Below are 14,940 nucleotides of genomic sequence, written 5' to 3' on the forward strand. Positions count from 1 at the left end.
CTACGACAAAAGGCCATCACGCGACGATGCAAGCGCCGGTGCATGGTCAGTAAATGCCACGACAGATGGCCTCCACCTCCCCTTCGGTCATGTCCCTGGGGTTGCCGTCGATCAGGCGCTGCAACCCGTTCACCACGTCTGCCGCCATCACGGGGATCGACGCCTCATCGATCCCCAGCCTGGACAAGCGTGTTTCCAGGCCGCTCTTCGATGGCCTGAACGAACGCCAGTGCTGCGCTGGCTGGGTCCTCGAACGTCGCTTCGGGCAAGAGATACGCTGCCAGTTCGGCATACTGCTGCTGTGCCGCCGGCAGGTTGAAGCGAATCATCGGCGCCATCGACGACACCCGGTTCGCCGTGGAGAGGGCCTGGGCATCGAGGCGTTCGTCGGTCAGGCGGTTGAGCAAGTCCTTGGCCAGTTGCTCATAGAGCACCGCCAGAACGATCAACGCCACGCTCATGACCACGATTGAAAGCAGGGTATAACGCGCCACCAGGCTGCGGCGAGGCCGGGCCAGACGCCGCCAGAACGCGCTCGCGGGAAATTCGGTATCCATGGAACTTGTAATTATTGTTCATGTGATGTCGGGGGAGCATAAGGACCGAGGGATGAGGTTCCCCATGCCGGCATGGATCAGGCGAAGATGCCGTTGGGCTGGATCTATCACCTCGATGGGGTCGACGGGGAGCTGAAGAGGGTTTGTCTTTGATTCGCTAGAGCGTGGGCATGCAAGCTTGGGGAAATGCACTCTGATAGGCTTCGAGCGTCTTTGATTGATGTGCCTGCAAAGGATAGAACATGACCCTGGAGTTCAAGCGCCTCACCGAAATCGGGCTGTCAGACATCGTATCGCTCAACAACAACCCCAGCGTGCTGCGACAAATGCCACTGGGCGGCGCACATTTCGATGACGTTACAGCCAGAACATGGGTCAATCAAAAAGACGCCCAGTGGGAGCAGCATGGCTATGGCCCATGGGCATTCCTGATCGATCAGCAATTTGCTGGCTGGGGCGGCCTGCAACATGAGAACGATGACGCAGATCTGGCACTGGTGCTTCATCCCACCTTCTGGGGGCGTGGCAGGGCCATTTATCAAGCGATTGTTGAACGCGCCTTCACCGAGATGGGACTCTCTTCCATCACGATCTTGCTGCCGCCCACCAGAACAAGAATAAAAGCAATCTTTCGACTGGGGTTCCAGGCGGACGGTGAGGTTGATATTGATGGCGTGCGCTTTTTGCGCTTTCGCCTTTACGGGCCGAGCAATCAAGCTGACTCAGACGACTGAGGTCAGCGTCTTGCAACTGACTGCAGTGGGTCGAAAACAGAGGGGCACGGTTGATTGCTTTCGACCCTTGGCTGCCCCTGGCGAATGGCAGCAATCGGCCAGAAGCGGACTGATTCGCAGCAGGCCAGTCTCCTGCATTGAGGTTCGCAGGTACCTACCTTTTCAGGCAATTCAATCGCCTCGCTTAACGCGCCATTGACGCCGAAAGCGGCAAGCCCATTGCTAGTCTCGAAAGGCTCCCGGAGGGCGGTCGAACCAACGCTTGAAGGCACGGTGGAAAGTGCTGGTATCCCTGAATCCCAGCCGCTCGCTAACCGTCGCCACGGGCAGCCCCTGGCGAATCAGCTCCGCGGACAACTCGCGACGTACCTCCGCCACCAGCGCGCTGAAACTGGTGCCCTCTTCCTTCAAGCGTCGGTAGAGCGTGGTGCGACTGACGTGCAACGCCTGGCAGGCAGGCTCGATGCTCATGCCTTCGGGCAGGCTTGCGAGAATCAAGCGACGCACCGTGCCGGCAAGCGTATCTGCGTCTTGCAGCTGTGCGAGTGTCGCCCTTGCACGAGACTCCAGCATCTGTCGCAGGTAGTCGCTGGCGCCGAGAATGGGATGCTGCAGGAAGTCGCGCGGCAGGTGGAGGCTGTTTCTCTCGCTGTCGAAGCGCAGCTCGCTGCCGAACAGCTCGACATAGTGCGCATGGTAGGCCGGGGATGGGAAAGCGAACTCGCAGGCCAGAGGCCGCAGCTCTACGCCGGTCATCTCCCGGCTCCAGCGCAGCACTGCACTCATGCTGCGTTCGATGGCGGCCTGCGGGTAGGTTTTGCCAGGGGCGAAGGTGATCTCTAGCACCAGAGCATCTGCCGTTTCACTGTACTGCCAGCTCTCCGAAGGGTTCATCAGCGCGATATGCCGCTGGAACACTTCCAGCGCCTCACTCACCCGACTGCATTGGCACAACCAACTAGCCAGCACGCCATGCGTGGCGGGGTTGAAGGTCTGCCCGATCAGCAGGCCGATATGCGGCAATTGCGTGTTGTTCGCGGCGAACTGCCACAGCGCCAGTAACTGGGTCTCGTCGACACGCTGCTCCTGGATCGGCGATGCCGCAGCCCTCTGGTCGAGAAGTTTGGCACCCTCCACCCCGGCCTCCCGCAACTGGGTTGCAGTGACCACGCCGAGATTCAGCAACTGGTCGTGCAGATCCAGCACTGCGACGGCCGATACGGTGGTACTTCTGACCATCGGGCTTGCTCTTGGTAGTTGCTTAGGTAACGACTCTAACGCACGGTGCAGAGCGGCGACCAGCCGTCGGCCGTGCAAGTGCAGGTTGCAACCAAAAGCCATGCAGGTTGAACCGCAGAGCCATGGCCAGCCGTCATCGGACCGCCTAGCATCGACGACACGACCATGGCACAGGAAGACCTGCTATGCCCGAGCACAGAATCGAATCGTTAAGCGCCTTGCGCGCACTGATTCCGCCACCACCGGCGATGATGCACAAACGCCTGCAGCGCAGGTTGGATGAGCACTGCCTGCTGATGATTCGCCAAGCGACGGTTTGCGCCGTCGGCTTCGCCGACCCGCGGTTAGATATCGAGTACCTCGATTTGCGCCACCATCCAGTGTTACGGGCCGAGGGCCAGGACATCCTGCTGCCCTGGCCGGCAGACAAAGCGATCTCACAGCAGCCGATAGAGGAAATGGCCTGCAGTCTGTATTTCATCCTGCCCGGCGTGGGGTTCAGCCTGCGCGCCAATGGCCGGGGCTCTCTGCGGGCCGGAAAGCTGTTGGAGTTTCGCGCCGAGGCGCTGTTCCTGCACTGTTCGCGAGCCAAGGTACGCGCCGATTTCTGGCGGGCCAGAGAGTACTCCACGCCCTTTTTAGCTGACACAGGGCAGGCCTTGTCCGAGCCAGCGCAGGCCTTTATCGCCGCCTCGCCCTACCTGCTGATGCTCACGCAGCGCCAGGCCGACGGCACCGAGATGTCGCCACGAGGTGACCCGGCTGGTTTCGTCCAGGTACTGGATCGCCACACTCTGCTGGTACCGGAACGCCCCGGCAACAAGGTTGCCTGCAGCCTGAGCAATATCCTCGTCGATGGCGCCTTGCGCCTGTCCTTCCTTCAGCCCGGCGCCGACACGGTTCTATCCGTGGCCGGGCGTGCCTGGTTGAACAACGACTCGAACTTGCTCGCCCCACTGGCAATCAACGGCAAGCCACCTCGGGTCGCTACCGTCGTGAACGTCGAGCGCTATCGCTTCCAGCACTGCCCAGATCTGCTGGCCGCGGGCTTATGGGATCGCGCAACACACCTGGACGAAAGGCAGATTCCAGCCTTTTCCAAGATGCTGTCCGAGCACATGAACGGTACGGGCCTGTTGGGCAAGGCCACCAGCCTATTGGTCGATGCGGTGGTCAAGCATGACCTGCGCCATCTCTACTGAGGTGAGGGGGTAGGCGACGGCTTAAGTGCCCTTCTGTACCTTGCCCAGCCGGATGGTTATTGCTGTCCGTCAGCATCCGAATCCGCTGCGCTTTCTAGCGAGGTTCTGCTCTAGCCAGTCATGTAAGCATGCGACTGGCTGGTATTGGCCGGTTCAGGTCATCCACGAACGGCCGCAAAGGGTCGAAAGCGGCCATTCGTCAGTGACTGCGTTCGACCCAAAGCGGCCAGTGGGGGGCGGAAATCTTACCCCCACTCTTGATGATCGGTTACCACTTACCAGAATGTGCCACGGAGGGTCAGCATGTGATTGCGCTTTTCGCCATACCAGTTACCCGACGCCGAAGAACCTAACGTTGCGTAGTAGGTCTTGTCGAAGATGTTGTTGGCGTTGTAGGCCAAGGTCCAGTGATCGTCAATCTTGTACTCGACGAGCGCGTTCCACACCGCGTAACCGCCCTGACGGTAGTCGTAGGCTTCGTTGCGCAGCACATTACCGGCGCTGTCGATCACACTGGCGGTACCGCTGACCAGATTCGCGCTCTGCACGATCGCGCCACCACCGACCTTGAAGTCGTGGAACTGGCCGGGCAACTGGTAGGTGCTCCACAGTTTGAACTGGTGCTTAGGCGTAATGCTGCTGAACGCAGTGTTGTCCTGGCGGTTGCGATTGTTGTTGTAGGTGTAGCCGGCCAGCACATTCCAGTCCGGCAGAATCTCGCCGGTCAGTTCCATGTCGATACCCTTGCTGACCACTTCTCCTTGGGTCAGGTAACAACAGTTGCCACCGAACAGCACGTTGGTGAGCGTGTAGTTCGGGTCGACCACCGCCTCGTTGTTACGCTTGGTGTAGTACAGCGCAAACGAAGCATTCACCGCACCATTGAACAGCTCGCCCTTGATCCCGGTTTCGTAGGTCTTGCCCTTCATCGCTTCGATCGAGCTGCCTGGCAGTGGACCTTGCAGCTTGTTCTGCTGCGGCTTGTAGATCTCGGAATAGCTGACGTAGGTCGACCACTCGTCGTTCAGGTCGTAGACCAGGCCACCGTAGGGCACCAGCTTGGTGGGCTCGCGGGTGTCGATGTCGGACTGTACGCTCCACACACCGTTGCTGCGCGCGCGGTACAGCTGCTCGAACTTGTAGCGCTGGGCCCGGGCACCGACGATCAAGTGCAACGGCTCGGCCAGTTGAAGGCGCAGGGTGGAGTACAGGCCATACTGGGTCTGGGTGTTAGGGCTGTAGTCGCGGTAGAAGTCTTTGTTAGTCGCCGGCATCGGCCACGGCGTGGAGCTTGGGTCGAACACGTCAATGCCGCCACCGGAACCGGCCGACTGCATGGTGCCTTCCCACTGGCTGGTAATTTTCTGATAGTCGACGCCCATGAGGAACTCATGATGCAGGTCGAATGCCTGGAATTTACCGGCGATGTTGGCATCCCAAAGCTTCTGGTCGCTGCGGTACTGGTTGACGTTGCCGCTCCAGGCCGGACCATCGAGAGTGACCGGGTTGACTGAACCGAAGTTGAACGCACTCTTGCCGAAGCCGGAGTCCAGGGTCTGGGTGTAGGTGACGTTGGCTTTCCAGTCGTCATTGAACGTGTGGTCGACCTTGGCGAACACCTCCTGTGAGCGGCCATCCAGATAGGCCCAGCTCTCGGTCAGGCTGGTGTTGCGCGACAGACCCAGGTCGGCGCCGGTGGCATAGCGCGGCAAGCCAGTACCGGAACCGGTTTCGTGAATGCGCTCGGAGCGGCCACCGACAGTCAGCATGGTGTCTGGCGTGATGTCGGCCTCCAGAATACCGTAGACGATCGGCTTTTCAGTGGCGCGGTCGTCGAGCATATACTGGCGGTCGGTGTAGGCGGCTACCAGGCGACCACGCAGCTTGCCGTCGAAACCCAACGGGCCAGTGACGTCGAACTGGGTACGGTAGTTGTCCCAGCTGCCGGCCGACAGGTCGACCTTGAGCTGGTAGGTGTCCATAGGGCGTTTGCGCACCAGGTTGATCATGCCACCCGGATCACCGGTGCCACCGAACAGGGCGGACGAACCACGCAGTACTTCTACGTGGTCGAACTCGACCATGTCGTAGTTCTTGTTCGAGTAGAAGCTGCCCGACGTAGTACCCAAGGCCATCGGTGCAGCACCGTCAATCTGGATGTTCTCTACCTTGAAGCCGCGCGAGTAAAAATCCGAAAGGCGGAAGTTGTTGTTCTTCACCGTGATGCCGGGGGTAATCTTCATGGCATCGGCAAGATCGGTCATACGCTGTTCTTCAATGACTTGCTTGGTGATCACCGACACCGACTGCGGTGTCTGCCGCAGGCTTGTCGGGGTCTTGGAGCCGATACTGACCTTCTCGGTGGTGTACGAGCCGGTATTCTCGGTCATCATGCCCATGCCCTGGCCTTCGATGAGGGTACTACCCAGCTCCAATGCAGATCCGCCGTCATTTGTCAGCGGTTGCAAAGACCAGCTGCCATCCACGGCCTGCGTGGCCGTCAAGCCAGTGCCCTCCAGCAGCAGGTGAAGCGCGATGTCGGCAGGCATCTCGCCGTTGACTGCTTTTGCCTGTTTGCCTTCGACCATGCCTGGGGTGTAAGGCAAACTGATGCCGGATTGCTCGGCAAAGCGATTCAACGCCTGGGCCAGCGGTGCTGCGGGCAAATCATAGCGCTGTGCAGGTTGCTGCGCCTGAGCCGTTTGGCAGAGGCTCGACATCGTGCCAATGAGGATGGCCTGAGCAAGCAAGGCAGGACGATAACGGAATAGCAAATCCATCGAGTTGTGGCTCCTGAAAAATGCGGGCTTTTTCTTCTTGTCGAAGGAGCCGGCGAAATCCCGTAAACAACTCGGCAGTTTTTTTCAGGCGGGAACGATGCGTACCCACAGCGACGTACGCCAGACCAGGCGCACAGGCAGCGTGTGGGTCAAGGTGCGCAGGGCATTGTCGGTATCGTCGAGCTGAAATACGCCAGAGATCTTCAGCCCGGCCACGGCCGGGTCGCAACCCACCCAGCCTGCACGTTGGCGCGCCAATTGCTCGACAAGTTCTGGCAGGAGCATGTCCCGGGTGATCAACACGCCACGAACCCAGGCAGAGCCTTCGAATGTCGGCCGCTCAACAAGCTGGGGGCCGGCCCTGTCGATGCGCCATTGCTGCCCGGCTTGCGCCTGTGCTGACGCTTGGCCTGGAAACAGAACGGCAACTTCGCCCTTGTCGACGGTTAACCGCGTGAAGCCGTTTTCCTGGCAAATATTGAATGTCGCGTTGGTGGTCTCGTAGCGCCCTTGCGCCGTAGCTACGCATAGTGGACGCTGCAAAGCGTCAACGGCCGTTTGTACGTACGCCTGTCCTTCTCGCAGTGCGATCTGGCGACCTCGCGAGTCGAGCCTTACATCCACAGCACTCCTGCTGTCGAGTTGCACAGTACTGCCGTCGGCCAGTGCAAAGCGGCGCCGCTCGCCGGTGCTGGTGCTGTAGTCGGCGAAACTGGTGCGCCAAGGCGATTGCTGCACGACACCACCCGCCATGCCCAGGCCAAGAAGGCCCAAGCCAAGCGTCTTGATCGCCGTGCGGCGTCCCTGGTTGCCAAGTGTATCGATTGCGACACCGGGCGGTAGCTCACGCGCATGCGAGAACCAGGCTTGAGCCTCCTGCAAGGCTTGCCAGTGCGCCTCATGCCTTGGATCTGCCTGGCGCCAAGCCATGCACGCGGCACTCACGCTCGGTGCGTATTGTGAGGACTCGAGCTTCACCAGCCAGTCGATGGCTTGATCGAGCACCTTGTCTGTCATGGTTCGAGTGAGAGTTGGTAGCAGTGACGGATGGCCTTGGACATGTACTTCTCTACACTGCTCAGGCTGACCCCCTGGCGGGCTGCGATCTCCTGGTAGCTGAGCCCCTCCAAGCGCGACAGTAGAAACGCCATACGTACCTTCGGTGCCAGGCCGTCCAGCGAAGCGTCGATCTGCATCAGCGTCTCTAGCAGCATCAGTTGCCTCTCGGCAGAGGGCGCTTCGGCCTCAGGCAATTGCGCCAGCGCCCTTAGATAGGCTGCCTCCAACTTTTGCCGGCGGTAGCGGTCAATCAACAGCCCTCTCGCTACGCTGCTCAACCAGGCCCTCGGTTGTCGCAACCCGGCAATCTGCTGCGGGCGCAGAATCGCATGCAAGAAAGTGTCTTGTGCGACGTCCGAGGCCTGGTCACCGAAGTGATGCCGACGTTGCAGCCAGGTCAGCAGCCAGAGATGATGATCACGGTAAAGACCAGCGATGCGGTCACGTGTTTCAGGTGCGAAAGCAGGTGAAGGCAACACGGTGACTCCTCTCGTCCATAATCAAAATTGCATGCAGATGTTAATCATTCGCAATGGTACGAGATTCTAGGGGGTACTCTCAAGGGGCTGATCAACTACCCGCTCAGCATCCTTTTGTGCACGCAAATGTTCGCCCTCAGCGCATAGAGATTACTAATTCACCTTGCATAGGCGGCAGAACGTTCGCAATGGCTCGAATGCTGTCAGTGGTGATCGGGCATTTCGATCCAACGTTGGCGGCGGTACGAGACGTGGATGGGATGAAAGGAACAATCAGGGACTGATGGAATGGCGTTACAAGTAAGACAAGCCTGCGTGACCGATCTACCGGCCATTTATCGCGGTGAGGAGAGCTATATCCTTACTTGGGAGCCTGCGCATGAAGCTTCATGGCGTAGTGACCTTGAGCGCCATTTGACGCGATGGACAGAGAACCTCGACCATCTGAAAATCGCTGTCATCGTGGATGCTTTCGCAGGTTACTCATTGTGGATTCCCGATGGCAACTACGCAGAGCTTTGCACCCTCCACGTAGCCCCAGGCTTTCGTCGCAGTGGCGTTGGAACAAAGCTGCTGGAGGCATATATGTTCGATGCCGCATGTCAGGGTTTCACTCAGTTACGGTTAAGTGTACGGCCTGACAATCCTGCAAGGGTGATGTACGAGAATGCGGGTTTTTTGTGCATCAGTACTGGTGCGAATGGCTATCTGATATACGAACGTTGCCTATAAACGCGCTCTGGTGTGCGCGGAATTCTGGCTGTTCGCTGACCTTCGCGAACGTCCGCTATGGGTCGATAGCGGCCGTATTTTACAGCCCTCTAGAGCGGGCTCGCTCCGCGACAGCAATCACACCGATACCTCGCATCGCGAGGCAAGCCCGCTCCTACTGACTGGTAGTTGGCTTGTTCCAGGGGCAGGCACGCGTAGCAAGCACCGCTCCGCTACCTGACACACATTCAGCTGGCTCTTGAATACTACCCCCGACCCCGCTACCCTCCCCCTGTCGTTGTAAATCCAGCGACCGGGTTTGGTCACCTGCGAGAAATCAAGGCGCACAAGCGCCCCATCCGATTCAGCTGGCGCTTTTTTTGTGTCTGCTGTTTCGTGTTATGGCGGCTGTGCGTGGGGCGCACTCGTGCGCGCCGGGTTCCTTGATTCCCGGTTGACCAACCTGCGTACAGTCGCCACCCATCGTTTGGTCACGGTTCGTGGCGGCTCCATCAATCAAGGAGCTCCACAATGACAAAACCCGTTCCTGACCCTCCCCTCACCACGCAAACCGCCACCACCTTCGGCTCCTGCAACGGCAGCCACGAACCTCTGTTCGCTGTACGTGCCGGTGTCTCGTCCGAAGATGCCCTGATCCACGCCTCCATCCTCATCAAGAGCGCCTACCAGACCAACGCCCAGGCCTGTGAACTGGCCGACCCCGAGGTCCGTAACCTGCTCTGGGGTTCGCAGCACACGCTGGAAATGAGCCTGGCGCTGATCGAGGCGTTGCTGGATGAAGTAGAAGCACGGGCGGCGACGTCAACGGTTCTGCAGCGCTCGGCTGAAGCCATTCAAGCTGCAGTGAAGTAGTGACTGCGGGTTGAACAGGGGCCGCCGATGCGGCCCTTCGCACGCTGCGCATTGGCGCAGCAAGGTGGCGAACGGGAGCGAGTTCAGCCCGGCGCAGCAGTTTTGGCACGGCGGTGATTTGAACCACGACCGCTGCGCGGCCGATCGCAGGCTGGTGCCAGCGGCTACACCGGCTCGGCTCGCCATCCGTAACCAGCTTTGCAGGCGATCAGTGCAATGCTGTTGATTGCTTCCTGCGACAGGCAGACAACGACCAGTAGCGGAGCGCGGGGCAGCTATGGTGTGATGACTGCTTGTTCCGCCATTGGCAGGTGGATCTTTGTCCAGCCTGCAACGATCACGCGCTGGAATCTCTGATTACCACAGGATGCGCTATTCATGGAAATACCCTTCTCCACAATCAGTGAGCGCTTGAACAATCGCCGATTCGCGGTAGCGGACAACGCCAGCGGATTGTCCGGCGCAGGCACCGTGTTTCATTATCAGGTCGAGGGCGATGCCATTTCCGGTACCTACCAGGGCGGCCGGATCCGCAGGGGCACTCAAATCGGCCGCGTGACAGGCGCCGACTCCATTGAACTGCTGTTTCAATGCCTGACAACGGAGGGAGAGATGCTTGCCGGCTGGTCGCGTGGCACGGTGGCTGTCGATCACCAGGGCCGGACCACACTGCGCTTTGTCTGGGGCTGGTTGTCGGGTGCGACCGGCGGTGGGGAGTCGAGCTACACCGAACTTGCCCAGGCCTGCGCATGAACATGATCATCCGCACTGAACAGGCCGAGGACATCGACACCATCAGCCGCCTGACCGAAGCCGCATTCCGCACTCAGGTGCATTCAAGCCACACCGAACACTTTATCGTCGATGCACTGCGACGCGCCGGCCAGCTCAGCGTGTCGCTGGTGGCCGTGGACAATGACGCGATCATCGGCCACGTTGCCCTTTCCCCCGTCGCGCTCAGCACTGGAGAAACCGGGTGGCACGGCCTTGGGCCTATCAGCGTATGGCCGGATCACCAGGGGCAAGGCATCGGTTCGGCGTTGATGAAGGCTGCGCTGGTGCAGCTACAGCAACTCGGCGGTGCCGGCTGCGTGGTATTGGGCGACCCTGGCTATTACGGTCGCTTCGGCTTTCATGCCCACCCTGGCCTCGAACTGGCGGGGGTTCCACCCGAGTACTTCCAGGCGCTGTCGTTTGGCAGCGATGTGCCGACAGCGGCGGTGAAGTACCACGAGGCCTTTGAAGCCACCGAGTGAACGAGTAGCGCCGGGTGCTGCTGCTTCAGTCGTGATGCTTGTGTTTATGCTTGTGCTTGGAATGGCCGTTGTGGTGATCGTTGTTGTGGTGGTGATCGTTGTCATCGGCCAGGTTGTTACCCACCGCACTGCCCGCCGCACCGCCCAGGCCAGCACCGATGGCGCCGCCGGTCGAACCGCCTACGCTGTTACCAATCACCTGCCCGCCCGCGGCACCGAGGCCGCCACCCAGGGCTGTTTCGGTTTTCTTGCCGTCCTTGGCCGTCATGGCGCCTCCGGCAGCACCGCCCAACCCGGCTCCGATGGCGGCACCGGTACTGCCGCCGACCGCCTGCCCCACCACACTACCCAACGCCCCGCCGACACCGCCGCCTATAGCGGTGGTGGTGCCTTCCGACGCGATGGAATAAGGCGATGCCAGCAGGATGACTGCAAACAAGGGGAATGTTCTACGCATCGTACTTACCTCCAGATTCATCGAAGGATTAAGTCTGTTGGATGCAAAACAACCGGGTCAATGCAGATCCGGCTGTTCATGAATGCAGGTCAATGGATGGGTGACTAACTCGACCATCCATCGCTCCATTTGACGAAATGCCGTGCAGCAACGCTAGAAAAGCTCGATCGGCACACTGACGATCAGGCGATTTTCAGTGAAATCATTCACGCCAAAATCACGACCCACTTCTGCGTTGATCCAGCGAACGCTAAGCCCCTGGAACTGGCGAAGCTGAAAGGTATAGGTCAGCCCCAGGTCACGCTCCCACTCGCGTCCGTTCGATGTCTCGGCAGTGTGGATGTGGTCGCCGTGCGCATAGCGCATCAACATCGTCAATCCCGGTATGCCAAGGGCGGCAAAGTTGTAGTCGTAGCGCAGTTGCCACGACCGCTCCTGAGCGGAGACGAAGGTATTGGCGAACAGGTCGTTTGCCATCGTGCTGCCCAGCGAGCGGTCGATCGTGACCCAACCATCCTCCCCGTACATGCGCTGCAGGCCCAGGTAGAACCGATGGCCGCCATGCGCGGCCGAGAGCAGCAAAGACGCCGCCTGGTTATCCAACGTTCCCGCGACCGAGCGCCCCGTGTCGCGGGTATCGAATGCCCCCAGCACACCGCCGACGGTCCAGCCGCCCACGGGTTGGTAATGGGTGATGCTGTAGTAGTCCTGGTGATAGACGTTCTGCAGCTCTGCCGTCCAAAGACCCAGTGCTGAATCCTTGCCCAGGCTGTACTCGCCGCCGGCATAGGTGAAACGGTCGGAGGTTGCGGTTGCAACGGTGCGGCCACCCATTGACGGGTAGAGATCTTCGCTATCGGCAGCACTGCGCGGGCTGAAGGAATGAATCCGACCGGCATGCAGCGTGAGGTGCTCGAACTCTCTCGAGGTGAACATGGCGCCTTGAAAGGTCTGGGGCAGCAACCGACCGTCGTTGAAGCGCAAAACGGGGATGTCTGGCAACAGCTCACCCAGGCGCAGTTCGCTGCGAGACAGGCGAAGCTTGGCAGTCAGGCCCAGTCGGCCATAACTGCCGGGTGCGCGGCCATCGTCGTGGTCATAGGGCAGCAGTTCGGTGCCGGTACGGTCCGGGCTGCTGTCGAGCTTGACGCCCACCAGGCCCAGAACATCCAGGCCTGCTCCGACAACCCCTGGGGTGTAACCCGAAGTGGCTTTGAAGATGAACCCCTGGGCCCATTCCTGACGCTGGCTTTGCGGAGCATCCGCGTCACTGTAGTCACGGTCGAAGTAATAGTTGCGCAACGTCAGCGTTGCCTTGCTGTCGTCGATGACACCTGCTTGAGCAATAACCGGCCCGGCAGACGCGCACAGCAGTGCCGCCCAGGCAGTGGGAGTTTTCAAGACGGACATAGCGAATTCCTTTGTTGTACTTTTTGTGGAATGCGATGGTTTGTTGCTTATTGCACCAGCAAGAGCGCCCCGGAGACGAAGGCGAAGACCAGCACGAAACGGCGCAGGCGCGTCTCGTTCACCAGGTCTCGGGCCCAGTAACTGGCGGCCACACCCAGAGCGAGCGGAACGCACAGGGCCAGCACCGGTGAGACCTGCTCGGCGTGCAAATGCCCACCCAAGGCCAGGACCACCAGCGAGATCACTTCACCCACCAGAAAGCACAAGGCGACAGACCCTCTCAATGTGGCGACGGGCGAGTGCTGATACACCAGGGCCAGCGGCGGGCCGCCCACCCCGGTAGCGGTTTCGGTGATGCCGGTGATCACCCCGGTCGAGATCAGCGCCCGGCGTCCGGGCACGAAAGACGGTGCCATCCAGGTAGCCAGGCACGCCGCTATGGTTGACAACCCGATCAACAGATTGAGTTGCGAGAGCGGCAACCAGAGCAGTATCCAGACGCCGCCAAACGTGCCGGCAAAGCGTCCCAGGGTAATCCACGAACTGCCCCTGAAATCGATAGCACCACGCTCGCGCCAGGCCACCACGGCATTGAGTGGCAACATCAGTATCAACAGGCTGATGGGCAAGGACTCAGGCGCCAGCAATCCCATTACCGGCGCCACGATCAATGCGAAACCCATTCCCGTTGTGCCCTGGATGAGCGCACCGCACGCGACGGCGACAGCAATGATGTACAGGGGGTCGAAGGGTAGATTCATCGTTCACTCGTTCCTGGTCGATTAAGCCACAGTCGGCAAGGGGTGCACTTTATGGATCGGGGCCTGGTCGACGACGCTCCTGGCCAGCGCATCCACTTGACGCATCAAAGAGCGTGCATCCCAGTCCGTGGGCCAGCCTTGCCACAAGCACACCTTGCCCTGGACTACCACGGCCTGGATCTGGTCCCGATTGGCCAGCCGCACCAAGTCCCAGGTCAGGTTCCAGGATGGCAGCAACTCCGGCACTGCCAGGTCCACCAGCAAGAAATCCGCAGCCTTGCCCGGCGCAATCCTGCCGGTCACCTCGCCTAGCCCGAGCACACCGGCAGCGTGCTGGGTACCCATGTCGAGCCACAGCTGGCCACCACCACACACCGAGTCGCCTACCGGCAAGCCGTGGGCAAAGCGCTGAGCGGCCTCGGCGTAATCGAGCAGGCGAAAGCCGTCGCCGCGAGTGCCGTCGGTTCCGAGGCCGAGGGGAATGCCCAGACAATGCATCAAGTGCGCCTGGGCCACGGCATTGCCCTTCCAGGCACTCGCTACCGGGTTGTAGCTCACGGCAGCGCCGCTATCGCGCAACAGGCAGATTTCGTTCGAGGTCAGCAGCGTGGCGTGGGCAAGCAGTGCTCCGGGGCCAAGCGCGCCAGCCCGGTGCAGATGTTCCAGCGGTCGAACCCCATAACGCTCCAGCGAGCGCTCGACCGCCACCAGATGCTCGTTGACGTGACTCTGGAACACTCTTCCCGCCTCATGGCACAAGTGGTACACAGCGCCCAGGGTGTTGTCGGTGGCAATCTCCGGGATCGGGATCGCCAGGGAGGGCGTGATCAACGCATCGTTGTCCCATTGCGACAAGTGCTGTTCGCCCATGGCGAGGACCTGGCGCGCATCAAGCACGCGCGCCCCTTCAAGGTCGTTGCAGGTTTTGGCCAGCACACAGCGTATGCCAACCTCATGGACCGCTTGGGCAATCGCTTCGACACCTTCCTTTGAACGCGTTCCGGCATCGCACACCGTGGTGAACCCACCGCGCAGCGACTCGAATGCCGCCAGCTTGCTGGTTAGATACAGCAGCTCGGTATCGAGCGAGCCTTCCAAAGGAATCCACACGCGGCGAAAAATCTCCGACGGTTCGCCAAACACCAGGCCTTTGCCAAAACTCTGACTGAGGTGGTGGTGGGTGTCGATGAAACCGGGCATCAACAGCTGGTTTTCAAGGCGGAGCACCGCATGGCCTGGGTAGCGAGTTTGTAATAGCTGCAAAGGGCCGACATCGACGAAGTGGCCGTCATGCACCAGCACAGCGTGGTCGCGACGAGGCCCTTCGGGCAGCATCAACCACTCGGGTGCCAGCAGCTGATTCGGCGCGACAAGGTGTTCAGGCGAAATCGCCAGGTGATCGGAAACAGTGCAATTCATATA

At 60.3% G+C, this 14,940-nt stretch carries 16 protein-coding genes; 6 read left to right on the top strand and 10 right to left on the bottom strand.

The features are described 5' to 3' along the window. Positions 1 to 46: 46 nt before the first annotated feature. Positions 47 to 187 carry a hypothetical protein gene (locus tag ABVN19_RS11790; RefSeq protein ID WP_177431061.1) on the bottom strand — a complete coding sequence of 47 codons (141 nt, stop codon included), beginning with the start codon at positions 185 to 187 and terminating at the stop codon, positions 47 to 49. Continuing rightward, the gene (locus tag ABVN19_RS11795) at positions 165 to 557 is read right to left on the bottom strand and encodes a hypothetical protein (protein ID WP_256585842.1); all 393 of its coding nucleotides are present in this window, start codon (positions 555 to 557) and stop codon (positions 165 to 167) included. Before ABVN19_RS11795 ends, ABVN19_RS11790 begins: the two co-directional genes overlap by 23 nt. A gap of 242 nt (positions 558 to 799) precedes the next feature. On the opposite strand from ABVN19_RS11795, the gene ABVN19_RS11800 reads away from it, so the two are divergent. Beyond that, entirely contained in the window at positions 800 to 1,291 is a 492-nt protein-coding gene (locus ABVN19_RS11800) for a GNAT family N-acetyltransferase (protein WP_105641962.1), read from the top strand. A 222-nt stretch (positions 1,292 to 1,513) separates the two neighbouring features. On the opposite strand, the gene ABVN19_RS11805 is transcribed toward ABVN19_RS11800, so the two are convergent. After that, on the bottom strand, positions 1,514 to 2,530 hold the full coding sequence (locus tag ABVN19_RS11805; protein ID WP_158259230.1) for an AraC family transcriptional regulator: 1,017 nt from the start codon (positions 2,528 to 2,530) through the stop codon (positions 1,514 to 1,516). 185 nt (positions 2,531 to 2,715) lie between these two features. On the opposite strand from ABVN19_RS11805, the gene ABVN19_RS11810 reads away from it, so the two are divergent. Beyond that, positions 2,716 to 3,732, top strand: coding sequence for a hypothetical protein (locus tag ABVN19_RS11810; RefSeq protein ID WP_105641960.1), 1,017 nt, complete (start codon positions 2,716 to 2,718; stop codon positions 3,730 to 3,732). 275 nt (positions 3,733 to 4,007) lie between these two features. On the opposite strand, the gene ABVN19_RS11815 is transcribed toward ABVN19_RS11810, so the two are convergent. The 3 genes from ABVN19_RS11815 to ABVN19_RS11825 all read right to left on the bottom strand — a co-directional run bounded on the left by ABVN19_RS11815 (position 4,008) and on the right by ABVN19_RS11825 (position 8,047). Continuing rightward, positions 4,008 to 6,512: a TonB-dependent receptor gene (locus ABVN19_RS11815; protein ID WP_105641959.1), complete on the bottom strand. Its 2,505-nt coding sequence runs from the start codon at positions 6,510 to 6,512 to the stop codon at positions 4,008 to 4,010. 84 nt (positions 6,513 to 6,596) lie between these two features. Next, positions 6,597 to 7,517: a FecR domain-containing protein gene (locus tag ABVN19_RS11820; protein ID WP_158259229.1), complete on the bottom strand. Its 921-nt coding sequence runs from the start codon at positions 7,515 to 7,517 to the stop codon at positions 6,597 to 6,599. An 8-nt stretch (positions 7,518 to 7,525) separates the two neighbouring features. Continuing rightward, entirely contained in the window at positions 7,526 to 8,047 is a 522-nt protein-coding gene (locus tag ABVN19_RS11825) for a sigma-70 family RNA polymerase sigma factor (protein WP_105642058.1), read from the bottom strand. Positions 8,048 to 8,338: 291 nt separating this feature from the next. Between ABVN19_RS11825 and ABVN19_RS11830 the strand changes: the two genes are divergently transcribed. The 4 genes from ABVN19_RS11830 (at position 8,339) to ABVN19_RS11845 (ending at position 10,890) form a co-directional block, all read left to right on the top strand. Next, complete coding sequence (locus ABVN19_RS11830) at positions 8,339 to 8,782, top strand: GNAT family N-acetyltransferase (protein ID WP_105641957.1); 444 nt, start codon at positions 8,339 to 8,341, stop codon at positions 8,780 to 8,782. A 510-nt stretch (positions 8,783 to 9,292) separates the two neighbouring features. Then, complete coding sequence (locus tag ABVN19_RS11835) at positions 9,293 to 9,634, top strand: DUF3077 domain-containing protein (protein ID WP_105641956.1); 342 nt, start codon at positions 9,293 to 9,295, stop codon at positions 9,632 to 9,634. 378 nt (positions 9,635 to 10,012) lie between these two features. Beyond that, positions 10,013 to 10,387, top strand: a complete 375-nt coding sequence (locus tag ABVN19_RS11840; RefSeq protein ID WP_028945993.1) for a hypothetical protein — start codon at positions 10,013 to 10,015, stop codon at positions 10,385 to 10,387. Further along, positions 10,384 to 10,890: an N-acetyltransferase gene (locus ABVN19_RS11845; protein ID WP_028945992.1), complete on the top strand. Its 507-nt coding sequence runs from the start codon at positions 10,384 to 10,386 to the stop codon at positions 10,888 to 10,890. The genes ABVN19_RS11840 and ABVN19_RS11845 overlap by 4 nt, the downstream gene beginning before the upstream one ends. Before the next feature lie 25 nt (positions 10,891 to 10,915). Here the strand turns inward: ABVN19_RS11845 and ABVN19_RS11850 are convergent, their stop codons facing one another. From ABVN19_RS11850 to ABVN19_RS11865, 4 genes are all read right to left on the bottom strand, one after another. Next, entirely contained in the window at positions 10,916 to 11,347 is a 432-nt protein-coding gene (locus ABVN19_RS11850; RefSeq protein ID WP_028945991.1) for a glycine zipper domain-containing protein, read from the bottom strand. Between the two features lie 153 nt (positions 11,348 to 11,500). Continuing rightward, entirely contained in the window at positions 11,501 to 12,757 is a 1,257-nt protein-coding gene (locus ABVN19_RS11855) for an OprD family porin (protein WP_028945990.1), read from the bottom strand. Between the two features lie 47 nt (positions 12,758 to 12,804). Next, positions 12,805 to 13,518 carry a sulfite exporter TauE/SafE family protein gene (locus tag ABVN19_RS11860; protein ID WP_028945989.1) on the bottom strand — a complete coding sequence of 238 codons (714 nt, stop codon included), beginning with the start codon at positions 13,516 to 13,518 and terminating at the stop codon, positions 12,805 to 12,807. 21 nt (positions 13,519 to 13,539) lie between these two features. Continuing rightward, entirely contained in the window at positions 13,540 to 14,937 is a 1,398-nt protein-coding gene (locus tag ABVN19_RS11865) for an amidohydrolase family protein (RefSeq protein ID WP_028945988.1), read from the bottom strand. Between the last annotated feature and the right edge of the window lie 3 nt (positions 14,938 to 14,940).

The organism is Pseudomonas vranovensis (genome assembly GCF_040438935.1).
Lineage (GTDB): Bacteria > Pseudomonadota > Gammaproteobacteria > Pseudomonadales > Pseudomonadaceae > Aquipseudomonas > Aquipseudomonas vranovensis.

What these genes read in the sequence shown, in the direction of transcription:
- ABVN19_RS11795 (WP_256585842.1), bottom strand. Translation starts at nt 557, where the DNA reads ATGGATACCGAATTTCCCGCGAGCGCGTTCTGGCGGCGTCTGGCCCGG.
- ABVN19_RS11800 (WP_105641962.1), top strand. Translation starts at nt 800, where the DNA reads ATGACCCTGGAGTTCAAGCGCCTCACCGAAATCGGGCTGTCAGACATC.
- ABVN19_RS11805 (WP_158259230.1), bottom strand. Translation starts at nt 2,530, where the DNA reads ATGGTCAGAAGTACCACCGTATCGGCCGTCGCAGTGCTGGATCTGCAC.
- ABVN19_RS11810 (WP_105641960.1), top strand. Translation starts at nt 2,716, where the DNA reads ATGCCCGAGCACAGAATCGAATCGTTAAGCGCCTTGCGCGCACTGATT.
- ABVN19_RS11815 (WP_105641959.1), bottom strand. Translation starts at nt 6,512, where the DNA reads ATGGATTTGCTATTCCGTTATCGTCCTGCCTTGCTTGCTCAGGCCATC.
- ABVN19_RS11830 (WP_105641957.1), top strand. Translation starts at nt 8,339, where the DNA reads ATGGCGTTACAAGTAAGACAAGCCTGCGTGACCGATCTACCGGCCATT.
- ABVN19_RS11835 (WP_105641956.1), top strand. Translation starts at nt 9,293, where the DNA reads ATGACAAAACCCGTTCCTGACCCTCCCCTCACCACGCAAACCGCCACC.
- ABVN19_RS11840 (WP_028945993.1), top strand. Translation starts at nt 10,013, where the DNA reads ATGGAAATACCCTTCTCCACAATCAGTGAGCGCTTGAACAATCGCCGA.
- ABVN19_RS11845 (WP_028945992.1), top strand. Translation starts at nt 10,384, where the DNA reads ATGAACATGATCATCCGCACTGAACAGGCCGAGGACATCGACACCATC.
- ABVN19_RS11850 (WP_028945991.1), bottom strand. Translation starts at nt 11,347, where the DNA reads ATGCGTAGAACATTCCCCTTGTTTGCAGTCATCCTGCTGGCATCGCCT.
- ABVN19_RS11855 (WP_028945990.1), bottom strand. Translation starts at nt 12,757, where the DNA reads ATGTCCGTCTTGAAAACTCCCACTGCCTGGGCGGCACTGCTGTGCGCG.
- ABVN19_RS11860 (WP_028945989.1), bottom strand. Translation starts at nt 13,518, where the DNA reads ATGAATCTACCCTTCGACCCCCTGTACATCATTGCTGTCGCCGTCGCG.
- ABVN19_RS11865 (WP_028945988.1), bottom strand. Translation starts at nt 14,937, where the DNA reads ATGAATTGCACTGTTTCCGATCACCTGGCGATTTCGCCTGAACACCTT.